The organism is Methylocaldum sp. GT1BB, assembly GCF_051027545.1.
Taxonomy (GTDB): Bacteria; Pseudomonadota; Gammaproteobacteria; order Methylococcales; family Methylococcaceae; genus Methylocaldum.
On sequence record NZ_CP194902.1, the window covers coordinates 1,947,994 to 1,961,193 of the forward strand.

The 13,200-nt window shown below is 59.5% G+C and carries 7 protein-coding genes, 1 pseudogene and 1 other annotated feature; of the genes and pseudogenes, 6 read left to right on the plus strand and 2 right to left on the minus strand.

Features of this window, described 5'->3' with window-relative positions; translation table 11 throughout:
• Nucleotides 1–48 precede the first annotated feature (48 nt).
• The gene (locus tag ACR2TX_RS10025) at nucleotides 49–747 is read left to right on the plus strand and encodes a site-specific integrase (RefSeq protein ID WP_434132452.1); all 699 of its coding nucleotides are present in this window, start codon (nucleotides 49–51) and stop codon (nucleotides 745–747) included.
• 157 nt (nucleotides 748–904) lie between these two features.
• On the opposite strand, the pseudogene ACR2TX_RS10030 reads toward ACR2TX_RS10025, so the two are convergent.
• A pseudogene (locus ACR2TX_RS10030) lies at nucleotides 905–1,520 on the minus strand (IS3 family transposase).
• Nucleotides 1,279–1,393 (minus strand) — a sequence feature (AL1L pseudoknot). It overlaps the preceding pseudogene by 115 nt.
• A gap of 370 nt (nucleotides 1,521–1,890) precedes the next feature.
• Between ACR2TX_RS10030 and ACR2TX_RS10035 the strand changes: the two are divergent.
• From ACR2TX_RS10035 to ACR2TX_RS10045, 3 genes are all read left to right on the plus strand, one after another.
• Complete coding sequence (locus ACR2TX_RS10035; protein WP_434132027.1) at nucleotides 1,891–4,845, plus strand: bifunctional YncE family protein/alkaline phosphatase family protein; 2,955 nt, start codon at nucleotides 1,891–1,893, stop codon at nucleotides 4,843–4,845.
• Between the two features lie 233 nt (nucleotides 4,846–5,078).
• On the plus strand, nucleotides 5,079–7,622 hold the full coding sequence (locus ACR2TX_RS10040) for a bifunctional YncE family protein/alkaline phosphatase family protein (protein WP_434132029.1): 2,544 nt from the start codon (nucleotides 5,079–5,081) through the stop codon (nucleotides 7,620–7,622).
• Nucleotides 7,623–8,439: 817 nt separating this feature from the next.
• Nucleotides 8,440–10,449, plus strand: a complete 2,010-nt coding sequence (locus ACR2TX_RS10045; protein ID WP_434132032.1) for a TonB-dependent receptor plug domain-containing protein — start codon at nucleotides 8,440–8,442, stop codon at nucleotides 10,447–10,449.
• Between the two features lie 164 nt (nucleotides 10,450–10,613).
• On the opposite strand, the gene ACR2TX_RS10050 is transcribed toward ACR2TX_RS10045, so the two are convergent.
• On the minus strand, nucleotides 10,614–11,831 hold the full coding sequence (locus ACR2TX_RS10050) for an MFS transporter (protein WP_077731481.1): 1,218 nt from the start codon (nucleotides 11,829–11,831) through the stop codon (nucleotides 10,614–10,616).
• 714 nt (nucleotides 11,832–12,545) lie between these two features.
• On the opposite strand from ACR2TX_RS10050, the gene ACR2TX_RS10055 reads away from it, so the two are divergent.
• Nucleotides 12,546–12,785 carry a FitA-like ribbon-helix-helix domain-containing protein gene (locus tag ACR2TX_RS10055; RefSeq protein WP_139841067.1) on the plus strand — a complete coding sequence of 80 codons (240 nt, stop codon included), beginning with the start codon at nucleotides 12,546–12,548 and terminating at the stop codon, nucleotides 12,783–12,785.
• On the plus strand, nucleotides 12,782–13,195 hold the full coding sequence (locus ACR2TX_RS10060; RefSeq protein WP_077731483.1) for a type II toxin-antitoxin system VapC family toxin: 414 nt from the start codon (nucleotides 12,782–12,784) through the stop codon (nucleotides 13,193–13,195). The genes ACR2TX_RS10055 and ACR2TX_RS10060 overlap by 4 nt, the downstream gene beginning before the upstream one ends.
• Nucleotides 13,196–13,200: the final 5 nt, after the last annotated feature.

Consider the following 13,200-nt stretch of genomic DNA (forward strand, 5'->3'; position numbering starts at 1 on the left):
CAGGTGTTAATTATCGGCGCTACGAGGGAGGCAGTGATCCCAGTTTCGGTGTCCAAGTTACCGCCGCCGGCGTCAAAACGTTCTTTTATCAATACACACTTCACGGGCGCAGACGTTTTCTTCGCTTGGGCACTTACCCTGTACGACGCTCTATCCTGGGAAGAGATCCGGACGATTTGGAACACGGACGGCTTCCATTTGCCTTATCGCTTGGCGATTCGTCTATTGTTGGCCACCGGTGGACAACGGTCAGGCGAAGTAACCCGCGCTGCCTGGTCGGAATTCGACCTTGATGCCGGTCTATGGCTGCTTCCTGCTGCTCGTGTGAAAAATAAACGTGATCATCTCATTCCGCTCACCCGACTCGCCCTAGATATTCTGAATGACTTGCGCAGCATCTACCCTGAAAGCAAATGGTTGTTTCCCGGTCGCCACAATCCGTTATCTGTGAAGCCTTGGAACGAGTCCACTTTACCGCATGCCGTGCAGGACTTTTGTACGGAAACAGGGATGGTGCCCTGGACCCCAAAGGATCTGCGACGTACCGTAAAGACGCGGATGGGCGAATTGGGGATCGATAAACTGGTGCGGGACCGAATTCAGAATCATGCATTGAATGATATTTCGGCGAAGCACTATGATCGATACGACTACGTTGCAGAAAAGCGGGCTGCCCTTGAAGTTTGGTGCCGCCAGCTCGAAGAGTTAACCACTCGAGGTAGTGCCTCTCACCAGGTGGTCGAATAAGACTGTACCGGCTCCGACGTGTCCCGCAACTCATCGCGGGCTGCTTGCACATCCTCGGGACTGACGGGTTTCATTCTGGTGCGCCGTTCCGGAATGAACCGCCCCGGTTTTCCCGGAGACAGTTAATGTTGAGTCAGGCCGCGATGACCGACTCGGCCTATTGGCGATAATACGCCTGTTCCAACTCCGCCGGAGGCCCATGGCCGATCGGCTCCAGCAACCGACGGTGATTGAACCAATCCACCCATTCCAGGGTAGCGTACTCGACCGCATCGAGGTGTCGCCAAGGCCCCCGGCGATGGAGGCCCTCGGTTTTGTATAGCCCGGGGCGCGCATCAGGCGCTCGACCGTGCAGCGGGCCACCCGAATGCCTTCGCGCTCGGGTTGTCGCCAGACTTTACGGGCGCCGTAGACCTGGAAGTTCTCCTCGTATACCCGGCGGATTTCCCTCGAGAGCTTGATGTCACGCTGCGCCCGTGGCGGCAACCGGGCTGGGTCCACCTGTCGCGTCTTGTGCTCGTGGTAGGTCGATGGGGCGATCGGCAACAGGGCGCGGATCGGCTCGACCCCATAGGCGACCCGGTGTTTGTCGATGAACGCCACCCTCATTTCAGTCGGCGGTCGAGCTCCTTAAGCGAAAAAAGCCGCCGCCTTACGCAGAATCTCGTTGGCCCGTTTAAGCTCGCGGTTTTCCCGCTCCAATGCCTTGAGCCGATCGTGCTCCGAACCGCACACGCGCCCTCTTGCCCGGAGTCGCGTTCCGTCCGACGCACCCACTTGCGCAACGTTTCCGCGGCGCCGCTCCTCTTGCCCGCGATCGAGCAGATGGCCGCCCACTGCGATTCATACTCCCCTTGATGTTCAAGGACTAGGCGGACCGCCCGCTCTTAGGTCTCTGGTGAAAATTTCGATGACTTTTTCATGACTCCATCCTCTCGAGAAACGGAGTCTCCGGAAATCCCGGGGCGGTTCAGTGGCCCGCAATTTCCGGCCGTTCTCTCGTTGCCCATGCTGTTATGTCACAGAACGGCCTCCATTTTGTCACGCATCGGTAAGCAGATTGAAACGTGGTACGCCTATGATCCAGCGCGACCTTCACCGTGCGCCACACGTTTCTTGTGATCAACCCGACGGAGACTAGATATGAATGGCCTATGGCAAAGAAGAACTGCCGCGATTATTTCTATTGAATTGATACTGTCACTCGGGACATCGACCCTTGCATGGGGCCGCAATGACGACGCGAGTACTTCCACTCGTGCCGGTATTGTCCTTACCGAGGGAGAGTTCCTGCCGACCGGCAAGCGCATCACACCGGATGCCGCCCCTCATGCCCTCTTTCAGCCGCTCAATCCCGGCCTACCCACACGTCCCGATTTCCTGGCCGATCACGCCGTCGATACGACCGTCAGCCCCGACGGCAGCACTCTGCTGATCCTGACCAGCGGCTATAACCGCAATAACAGCTCCACCGGATCCCGAGTGGCAAAAGAATCCATGGAATATGTGTTCGTCTTCGACATAACCGGGCTCGCACCGGTTCAGAAACAGGCGATCCTGGTGCCGAACACCTTCAACGGTTTGGCCTGGAATCCCGGCGGACACGAGTTTTATGTGTCCGGTGGTGTGGACGATACGGTTCGCGTGTACACGCGGAATGCGGGGCAGTGGTCCGAGGCCGCGGAAATTCCGCTGGGACACGCCAACCAGGGTGCTGGTCTGAATATTCGGCCGATGGCTGCGGGCTTATCCGTCAACGCCAAGGGCGACCGGTTGCTGGTGGCCAATTATGAAAACGATTCCGTGAGTCTGGTCGACCTGAGCACGCGCACCAAGATCGGCGAGCTGGATCTTCGCCCCGGCAAGACTGATCCTTCCCGAGCCGGCACCCCGGGCGGAACTTATCCCCTGGCGGTGTCTTTCAAGGGAAATGAGAAGGCCTATGTTTCGTCCCAGCGCGATCGCGAACTGGTCGTTCTCGACGTGGACGACAGCACAATGGCCGTGCGCGGACGCATCAAGACCCAGGGGCAGCCCAGCAAGATGACTTTGAACAAAGCCCAGGACCGGCTCTACGTCGCCAGCGACAACAGCGATACGGTGCTGATCATCGATACCGTCGAAGATCGGATCATCGAGGAGATCCTGACCACCGCACCCGAGCAGGTTTTCCCCAAAGCGAAAAGATTCAAGGGCGCAAATCCCAACAACGTTGCGCTTTCGCCGGATGAAAAAACCTTGTTCGTCACGAACGGCGGCACCAACTCGGTGGCCGTTATCCAGCTCGAAGGCGGCGGAGCAGAGAAAACAACTAAGGCGGAGGACAGCGACGATGCTGGGGATAAGAAGAGCCGGCTAATCGGTCTCATCCCCACCGGCTGGTATCCGAATGCGGTCGGCGTGAAACCGGACGGCAGCACGCTCTACGTGGTGAACGGCAAAGGAGTCGCAGGACCGAACACCCAGGCATGCCGCAACACGCTCTCCACCGCGCCGGGTTCTCTTGGCGCCTGCAACGCCGCCAACCAGTACGTCTGGCAACTGGAGAAAGCGGGCTTTCTAACGCTGCCCGTTCCGGAGGGCAAGGATCTGGCACGGCTCACCTGGCAGGTCGCGTACAACAACGACTTCCCCACCGTTCACGAGCACGCCAGATGGGAAGACACCATGGCCTTCCTGCGCAGCCGGATCAAACACGTCATTTATGTGGTCAAGGAGAACCGCACCTATGACCAGATCCATGGCGATCTGGAAAAAGGCAACGGCGACCCTGGCCTTGCAATCCTGTCACCCTACAGTCCCAACCACAACCGGCTGGCCCGCGAGTTCGTGACGCTCGACAATTTCTACGACAGCGGCGAAACCTCGGGCGTCGGCTGGAACTGGACCACGGCGGCGCGGACTACGGACTTCACCGAGAAGACCCAGCCGCCCAACTACGCCGGGCGCGGCCTGAGCTACGACTGGGAAGGGGCCAACCGCAACTTTCCGGTGTCGTTCACGCCGGAGGAACGACAGGCATCCGGATTGACCGATCCCGATATGCTCGCCGGCAGCGCCGACGTGGCGGCCCCGGACTCACGGGATGGCGAAGCGGGCACCGGTTATTTGTGGGATGCCGCCCTGCGCGCCGGCTTGACGATACGGAACTACGGGTTCTACGTGACCAACCTCCCCGGTGCCCCGGTGGTCGACAAACCCTTCGGGCAAGGCGTCAAACAGGCGGTGGCTCTGAAGCAGGCATTGAAACCGTACACCGACGAATATTTCAGAGGTTACGATCAGAACAACTCGGACTTTTACCTGTTTAAGGAATGGGAGCGGGAGTTCGACCATTACGTCGAGAGTGGCCAGCTTCCCAATCTCTCTTTAGTCCGGTTGCCCCACGACCACTTCGGCAATTTCGCTACCGCCCGGTTCGGCGTGAATACGGTGGAAACCCAGATGGCGGACAACGATTACGCGGTGGGCCGGCTGGTGGAGAAAGTCGCGAAGAGCCGCTTCAAGGACGATACGCTGGTTTTCGTCATCGAGGACGATGCGCAGAACGGTGGCGACCACGTGGATGCGCACCGCAGCATCGCCTATGTCGTGGGTCCTTACGTCAAGCAGGGTGCGCTGGTATCCACCCGCTACACGACGGTCAGCATGATCCGAACGATCGAAGAAGTTCTGGGCCTTCCGCCGCTGGGCATCAACGACGGTCTGACCGCGCCGATGGGGGATCTTTTCGACAAAAAACAGGAATCCTGGAGCTACCAGGCCGTGGTCCCGGAAATTCTTTACAGCACCCAGCTCGAATTGCCGCCACGCGATGCCGCCCTGATCGCCTCGGCGCCCAACTGCTCGGGCATGCCCAAACGGGATGCGACCTATTGGATGGCTGCCATGAGTCAGCAGGACTTCTCGGTGGAGGACCGTCTCGACGTCGACGCCTTCAACCGCGCGCTCTGGAAGGGTTTGAAAGGCGAAAACGCGCCTTACCCGGCAGACCGCGACGGCGCGGATTTGCGCGAAAATCGCGCGGCGCTGCTAAAGGAGCATTTCGCGGCAGCGACCCGGCACTGTGAGGCCCTTCCAGTCGCTTCAAATCATTAGCCGTTGGCCGCGCATCCGGTACGCAGCGATGACAGGGGCAGGCCCCTGTCATCGTTCCGGTTTTTCTCCGGACGGTGACCCGCGCCCAAGAGGCAATGTTCGTCGGGGGGAGATATTAACCCGGCCTATAAATATAGGCCGGGTTAATCCGGGGCAGGGATGCCCCGGCGCGGCGACAAGCCGCGTGATTAATAACTTCCCCCGTACCCACCACAACGTTATTGGAAATTCACATGCAACCCAGAATAAAGATCATCGCCGGCCTAGTGAGCGGCATCCTGTCCGTCGGCCTTCTCGGTTTCGGCAATGCCCCTCACGCGGCATCCCCCGACCTGTTGACCCGCCCCGCCGGCCCCAGCCCCGACGGTCTGACGGGCATCACCCCCAATAACTGGCAGGTTACCCCCGCCGGGGAGAAGATCCGGGTCGGCCACGTGCCCCTGGGCATGATCCTCAGTCCGGACGGCAACGACCTGCTGATCAGCAACAACGGTTACGGCCAGCACTCCCTCATGCGCATCGACCGGGCAAATCTCGCCATTCGCGATAACCTTCCCTACGACGCGCCGGAAGGCCTGTTCATCGGACTGGCCTACAGCAAGGACGGCAGGCGTATCTATGCCTCGGGCGGCCATACCAACCTGGTGCGCGTCTATGATGTGACGGAGAGCGGCATCGCCGAAACCGGGCAAATCCAGGTGGATCCCCGCCGCAAGGGCGGCTTCATCACCGGCATTGCCCTGTCGGCCGACGAGAGCCGGCTGTTCGCGGCCAACCACCAAGGCGGGGACGTGGCGGTTTTAGACCCCATCGCCGGCACTGTCACCCACCGCATCCCGATGGGTAAAAGCGCCGACCCCTACAACGCCAGCATGTTTCCCTACGGTGTACTGCTCGGGGCCGACGGCAAGAAGCTCTATGTGTCCAACTGGAAGGAAGGCAACGTCGCCGTTGTGGATGTGAATAAGCCGGATTCCGCTGCCGTGACCAAACGCATCGCGGTGGGCCAGCACCCTAACGCCATGGTCTTTAGCCCCGCCGGCGACCGGCTGTACGTGGCCAACGCCAACAGCGACAACGTTTCCGTGATCGACACCGCCACGGATGCCTGGCTGTTCGACATCGACGTGCAGCCCTACAAGAACGCCCCGTCGGGCAGCACACCCAATGCCCTGGCCGTCTCCCCCGGCGGCGAGACCCTCTACGTGTTGAATGCCGGCGAGAACGCCGTGGTGGTGGTCGATCTGGAAGATCAGAAAAAGGATCCGGAAAAACGCTATCGGGTAAGGGGCCGCATCCCCACCGGCTGGTACCCGACGGCGCTCAGCATCAGCCCGGCCGGCGACAAGCTCTACGTCGCCAACTCCAAGGACGTGGGCTTGGGCCAGAACGCCTATCCTCAGACCTATATCGGCGACCAGATGATCGGCTCGCTATCGGTGATCGACGTCCCTGACCAGGGCACGCTGGAACGCTACACCCGCCAGGTCAACGAGAACAACATGGTGGCCCGCGGCAAGGCCGTAACGGCGGGCGGCAAACTCGGGGAAGCCCATGCCCACTCCGGTATCCTCAAGCAGCTACCCATCCAACACGTGGTTTATATCCTCAAGGAAAACCGCGCCTATGACCAGATCTTCGGCGATCTTCCGAAGGGCAATGGCGACCCGAGCCTGCTCATGTTCGATGATCGGAGTGCCCCCAACCATCGCCGTCTGGCCCGCGAATTCGTGCTTCTGGACAACACCTACTGCGATGCGGAGATCAGCAAGGACGGCCACGAACGCTCCATGGGAGGAAACGCTACGGACTATACGATGAAGGTCTGGCCGAGCGACTACTCCAGCCGCGGCACCCTGATCAACCGGGCACTGATCGCCATCACCAATGTGCCCGGCGGCTACCTGTGGGACGCCGCCCGGGCGGCCGGCATCAGCTACCGCTCCTACGGCGAGTACGTGATCAACGGCAAGACATACCCCGACGGCAGTTACGAGCCCGCCACCACCCGCATGCCCGCCCTGGTGGACCACTTTTCGCCGATGTACCGCACCTACGACCTGAAGCACATGGACATCAAGCGGGCCGAGGTGTGGCTCGAGGAGTTCGAGACCCATAAGAAGAACGGCGGCTTCCCCAACCTGTCCATCATCAGCCTGCCCAACGATCATCTCGCCGGCACCAGCCCGGGTTATCCCACGCCCCAGGCCATGATGGCGGACAACGATCTGGCCCTGGGACGCATCGTCGACGCCATCTCCCATTCCCGATTCTGGCCCAACACGTTGATCATGGTCATCGAGGACGATACCCAGGACGGTTTCGACCATGTCGATACCCACCGCACGCCGGCCTTGCTCATCAGCCCCTACGTCAAGCGCCAAGCCGTCGACAGCACTCACTACAGCACCGTATCCATGATCCATACCGCCGAGGTATTGCTGGGTCTCAAGCCCATGAGCCAGTTCGACGCGGCCGCCAACACCATGGATCGCAGTTTCACGACCAAGCCCGATTTCACGCCTTACGAGCATGTCGTACCGGCCCAGGATCTCTATGAAATGAACCCCGCCTTGGCTTCCCTGCAAGGGGAAAAGCGCCAGCTCGCGGAGCGTTCGATGAAACTCGATCTGGCCGAAGTGGACGCCGCAGACATGCGCGAATACAACGAGATTCTTTGGAAGGCGATCAAGGGCAGCCAGCCTATTCGGCCTCTGAGCCGCCAGCCGCGTGAACCCGGCATTCGGGAAGTATTGCTGGTCTCACGGACCGACTAACAACGTCAGCCACACAAGCCGACCCTCGCGCAGGGTCGGCATTCTTGCCCGTGAACCAGATCCCAACCGAAGTTCCTGTTCTGACGCCCGCAACGGGCGCAATCGACCTCCCGTATCCGCCTTGTGAATCCCTGTTCTGCTTCGTCGGAACCGATTCCTATCCCTATCCCGGAAATGAAGCCGCGGCGCTCCTTTTCATTCTGCGCGCATGTTCCCTCATCCTGAGAATGCAATTAACACGAATTTGTAACCGAGTTGTAAGCACGTTGACACGCTAAGCCGGTAAGTTCCACAGGTGCCGAATCTAAGGACATTTTGCCCGCACGAGTAGCGGCATGGATGCGCTGGACAAACGCCGCGTTGGCATTTTCGACCGGATCGATGCTGGGGAGATCCGTTCACCTCTAAGTACATTCCGCAAATATTTGCGGAATCTCGACTGATTGGCTTGATTGGCGGGGTTGTCCTGCAGGTTGCCTATGCCGCAAGACTTCCCTGAATGTACTTAGAGCGTTTTCCATCCCGGTGTACGGATTCGTGCCAGGAGGGGAGAACGTAGGTCGGCAATCCCTTGCCGACAAAGCCCTTCGCCGAGCCGATACGTCGGCAAGGGATTGCCGACCTACATATCCGAATCCCTTCACCGATTCGGAAAACGCTCTAGGCGGCTGATGTCGTGCGCGCCGCTGGAAGGACGGACAGTCTGCGTTCCGGTGAGTGCATTGGCAGGACGTGCGTGTACTGAAGCCAAGACGAGACGAACAGACAGATACCTTACGGTATCACTGTTCCGGGAACCAACAAGTAGAAAAATGCGATGAACTTTGTGCGTTCTGGTTTGGCGCTGGCCATCCTCGTGTGCGGTTACGCACTCGCAGATCAACCGCCGACGATGCCTGCCATCGTAGTCACCGCGACTCAAAGCGAACGGGATTCCTTCCTGGTCCCACAGGCCATAGCGAGCATAACTCCGGAATTCATCGACCATTCGCTGCAATCCATGACCCCCGATCTGTTCCGATTCACGCCGGGGGTATACATCCAGAAGACCAATCAGGGCGGCGGTTCGCCGTTCATCCGTGGCCTGACCGGCAAACAGGTGCTGATCCTGGTCGACGGCGTCCGGCTGAACAACTCGTTCTATCGGTTCGGTCCGCACCAGTATCTCAATACGATCGATCCGAACATCATCGAACGCATCGAGACCGTGCGGGGGCCGTCCTCGGTACTCTACGGCACCGACGCGCTGGGTGGAGCCATCAACATCATCACGCGCAAACGCCCCGACTTTTCCAAACCGCTCGGCTATAACGGCCTGCTCTCCGCCCATTACGAAAGTGCCGCCGACGCCGGCGTGTTCCGTGGCGAGGTGGAGGGCAACTGGAACCAGCTCGGCTTGATCGCCGGGGCAACCGGCAAGCTGTATGACGACCTCGACGGAGGCGGAAATCTTGGCCGACAAGTTCCCAGCGGGTACGACGAAAGCGACGCGGACCTGAAACTGAACTACCGACTGGACGAAAATCAGGAGCTGATCTTCGCCGGCCAGTATACCCGCCAGTTCAACGTCCCCAAGACCAGCGAAGTGACCCTGGGCGACAAGCTGAAATTCGATTACGAGCCGCAGGAACGCCGCTTCGGGTACCTGGAATACCGGGCGCGTCAGCTTGGGGTCTTCGACGGCGTACGTATCAATGCCTCCTACAACAACCAGCGCGAAGGGGAACAAGTGATCACGAGGCGCAACCCTGCCATCGAAACGCTGGAACTCACGGATGTCGACACTGTCGGACTCTCCCTGCAGCTGAAGAATCGGATCTTCGGCGACCATGACCTGACCTACGGGGCCGACTACTACCATGATGATTATCAGACCCGGAAAGTCGAGCGAAACCGGGTGACGGAGTCCGAACGCAAACTGACGCCCGGCACGCCGGATGGCGCGACTTACGAACACTGGGCTTTATATCTTCAGGACGAGGCGCACCTCCTGGATTCGCTTGAAGGCGTATTCGGCGTGCGCTACAACCGATACGAAGCCCGCGGCGAGGTGACCGATCAGAGCCTCCGCTTCGAGACGGATGCCGTAGCCGGCAATATCAACCTGGGTTACCGGCTCACGCCCGCTCTCAACCTGGTGGGCGGGCTGGCGTTCGGCTTTCGCGCACCCAACATGGAGGACTTTTTCGGCCGGGTGGACTTCTTCAGCGAGATACCCAATACCTCGCTGAAACCGGAAGAATCCTTCTCCAAAGAAATCGGCCTCAAATATCGCGATGAGGTCCTAAGTGCCGAGATATTTTACTTCCATAGTGACTATGAAGGATTTATCGATCGGGTTACCGTAGGCCGGCGGGCCGACGGCGCGCCGATCCAGCAGCGCCAAAACATCAATGACGCCGAAATCCAGGGCGTGGAGGCCAGTGCCGAATATCCCTTGAATGCTCAATGGCTGGTCGGCGCAACCCTGACCTGGACCGAGGGACGTGACGCGAAAACGAAGGCCCCGCTGCGACGGATTCCCCCGCTCAACGGTGCGGCCCGTCTGGTCTACTACCCCATGGATCGCCTGTGGATCGAGGGTTCGGTCTGGTGGGCCGACAATCAGGACCAACTCGCTAAGGGAGACATCGAAGACCCGCGCATCGGTGCCGGAGGAACGCCGGGATACACTGTGTTCAACCTCAAGGCGGGTTATACGCCGCATCCCCAACACGAGCTGTTGCTGGAACTGGAAAACCTGACCGACAAGAAATACAAGTCGCACGGATCCGGCATTTTCGCTCCCGGACTCAACGTTTTGGCGACCTACCGATTTAGGTTCTAGCCCGCGTTTGTTCATCATCGCGTTGTGGGTATTGATGCTCCTCCCGCCATCGGCCGCTCAACCGATCCTGGTGCATGCGACGTTCAAAACCGCGGTACGGGATTCGGTGTCTAGGTCTCGATGTGTCCGGAAAATTCGATCGCAAGCCATGAACACTTGGACGATCACGCTCGGCGTGCCCGAACACCGCTTCGGAGCAGGATGACAACCAGCGCAGCCGCGCTGAATATCGCCCCGGCAACGAAGGTGAATGCGGCGCCGAACTGGTCCCACAGCAGTCCGGCTAACGCGCTGGCCAGGAGCATGGCGAGTCCGCTCATGAGGTTGAAGAAGCCATAGGCCGTGCCTCTCAAGTCCGCTGGCGCGGTATCGGCCACCATCGTCGCCAGCAGCCCTTGGGTGATGCCCATGTGCAAGCCCCACAGGGAGATGCCGAGCCAGACCCAGGTCCAGTGGTCGCTGTAAGCCAGCGCGACGTCGGCACCGACCAGGACGACCAAACCCAGCGCAAGCAATTTAGCGTGGCTCATGCCGTCCGAGAGCTTGCCGAAGGGATAGGCCGACAGCGCATAGACGACATTCATCCCGATCAGCACCAGTGGGGCGAAGGCAATCGGCAGCCCGCCCTGTTGGGCACGCAGGATGAGGAAGGCTTCGGAGAATCGCGCCAGGGTAAACACCGCCCCGATCCCGACCACCCACCAGTACGCTGCAGACAGCCGGCGCAGGTTTTCCCGTCGGATCGGATTGATGGCACGGTGTTCCGACTTGTCCCTTTTCGGCTCCTGTACGCCGAAGAACAGCAGCGCGACGGCGAGAAACCCAGGAATGATGGCCACCCAGAACACGGCGCGGAAGTCGTTCGCCCAGACAAGCATCAGCCCCATGGCGAGGAGCGGGCCGAGGAAGGCGCCCACCGTGTCGAGCGACTGGCGCAGGCCGAAGGCCGCGCCGCGCACCTCGGGCGGCGCGATGTCCGCCACCAGCGCATCGCGGGGCGCCCCGCGGATGCCTTTGCCGACCCGGTCCATCAGCCGCGCGGCGAGCACTAGACCGGAACTCGTCGCCAGCGCGAACAGGGGCTTGGATACCGCGCCCAGACCGTAGCCGAGGACGGCCAGGGGCTTGCGTTTGCCCCAGTAGTCCGACAGGGCGCCGGAGAAGACCTTGACGATCAGCGCGGTGGCTTCCGCCGCCCCCTCGATCAGCCCTACCACAAACGCGCTTGCGCCCAGGGAGGTAATGAGAAAGACCGGCAGCAGGCTATGGATGAGCTCGGACGAGATGTCCATGAGCAGGCTGACGAAACCGAGAGCCCAGATGGCCGCCGGGATGCGGGCGCCCGACGGCGATGCTATTGCGGATTGATCGAGTCGATTCATTCGCTGATGTGTTCAAAAAGGGATCACGCCACGGAATACGAGCGATAACGGGACGTTCATGCGGCTATTCAAGGATATTCACCTGGCCAGTCGTCGGTCCGCGACGGCCCCGGATCCGGGTCAGCACCCACTCGTCCCACGGGTCCTTCTGGAGGTGGACTTCGTAGTACCGGGCCTCCTTCTCCCATCGGAGCCAGAGCGAGTCTTCGGCAGTGATGTCGTTACTCATGGCGGCCCATTGCGGACTTAGGAAAGGATATACAGGCTGATGAATTCACCTGCAAGATCGATTCCTGATCAAACTCTTCCCGATAGCGCTTCGCACGATCATTTCCGCTTATTTATTCAGCAGAACTTTCCGTAATTGATGCCAAAAGTGAAAAGTCTTTGCCGCCAATTCCGGCCGAATCAGGGCTGACTAGGCAGCAATCCGGCCATCTAACGCGTCGTAAACTGGAAAGTTTGATGCCCCGGAAGAATCGAGGATTCCGGCTTACAACCCCAGCAGAGATCCTTGGAAGCCACACATTAGCGACAGATTAAGTGTCGTCATATCGCAGCGTCGTTCCCACTGGGCCGACTTACAGTCATCTTCGAAGGTTTGGGCGATTCCTGGCAGCTACCTCTCTGCTGACAGTAAACCTGAAATCCACGTCGTCTTATTAAGTCGGGAGTGGTGGTATAATGGTGGCATATCACCACCAGGAGGCAGCCATGCCTGGCATCACTCTCAAGAACATCCCCGACACGTTATATCAGCGGTTAGTGGATATCGCTCGACAGCATCATCGAAGTCTTACGAAAGAAATTCTTTTCGCTCTCGAACGGCATGTTCAACAGCCGTCCCACGACAAAACCGAACTGCTGCAGCGCATTCGGGCGGTACGTGACCGTTACCCCCCGAATATTAGTGAAACCGATGTGGATAGCTGGAAGGAGGCCGGCCGGCCATGATTTTGGTCGATACCAATCTGCTTGCTTACTTGCTGTTGCCAACCCCTCATACGGCTAAGGCCGAGGCAGTTCTGATCAAGGATCCCGATTGGTTCGCACCCCAACTTATCCATTCCGAATTCCGCAATGTTCTCCTCGGCGCAGTTCGTCGCGATAATATCGCCCGGAGTGATGCCGATAGTTTTTTGGCTCGAGCGCAAGAAGTCATTACGGTACCCGAAGCAGCCATCGACGGACCTGCAGTGTTCGATCTTGCAATAGAAAGTGGCTGCAGCGCATACGATTGCGAGTTTGTGTGGCTCGCCCGCTATCTGCGAATCTCGTTGGTAACGGCAGACAAGAAAGTGCTGCATGCGTTTCCGGGACGGGCGGTAGCAATCGAACAATTCCTGGGTACAACGACCCCGTGAAGTAT

Coding starts and splice junctions, on each gene's coding strand:
- ACR2TX_RS10035 (WP_434132027.1), top strand. CDS start 1,891: ATGAATGGCCTATGGCAAAGAAGAACTGCCGCGATTATTTCTATTGAA.
- ACR2TX_RS10040 (WP_434132029.1), top strand. CDS start 5,079: ATGCAACCCAGAATAAAGATCATCGCCGGCCTAGTGAGCGGCATCCTG.
- ACR2TX_RS10045 (WP_434132032.1), top strand. CDS start 8,440: ATGAACTTTGTGCGTTCTGGTTTGGCGCTGGCCATCCTCGTGTGCGGT.
- ACR2TX_RS10050 (WP_077731481.1), bottom strand. CDS start 11,831: ATGAATCGACTCGATCAATCCGCAATAGCATCGCCGTCGGGCGCCCGC.
- ACR2TX_RS10055 (WP_139841067.1), top strand. CDS start 12,546: ATGCCTGGCATCACTCTCAAGAACATCCCCGACACGTTATATCAGCGG.
- ACR2TX_RS10060 (WP_077731483.1), top strand. CDS start 12,782: ATGATTTTGGTCGATACCAATCTGCTTGCTTACTTGCTGTTGCCAACC.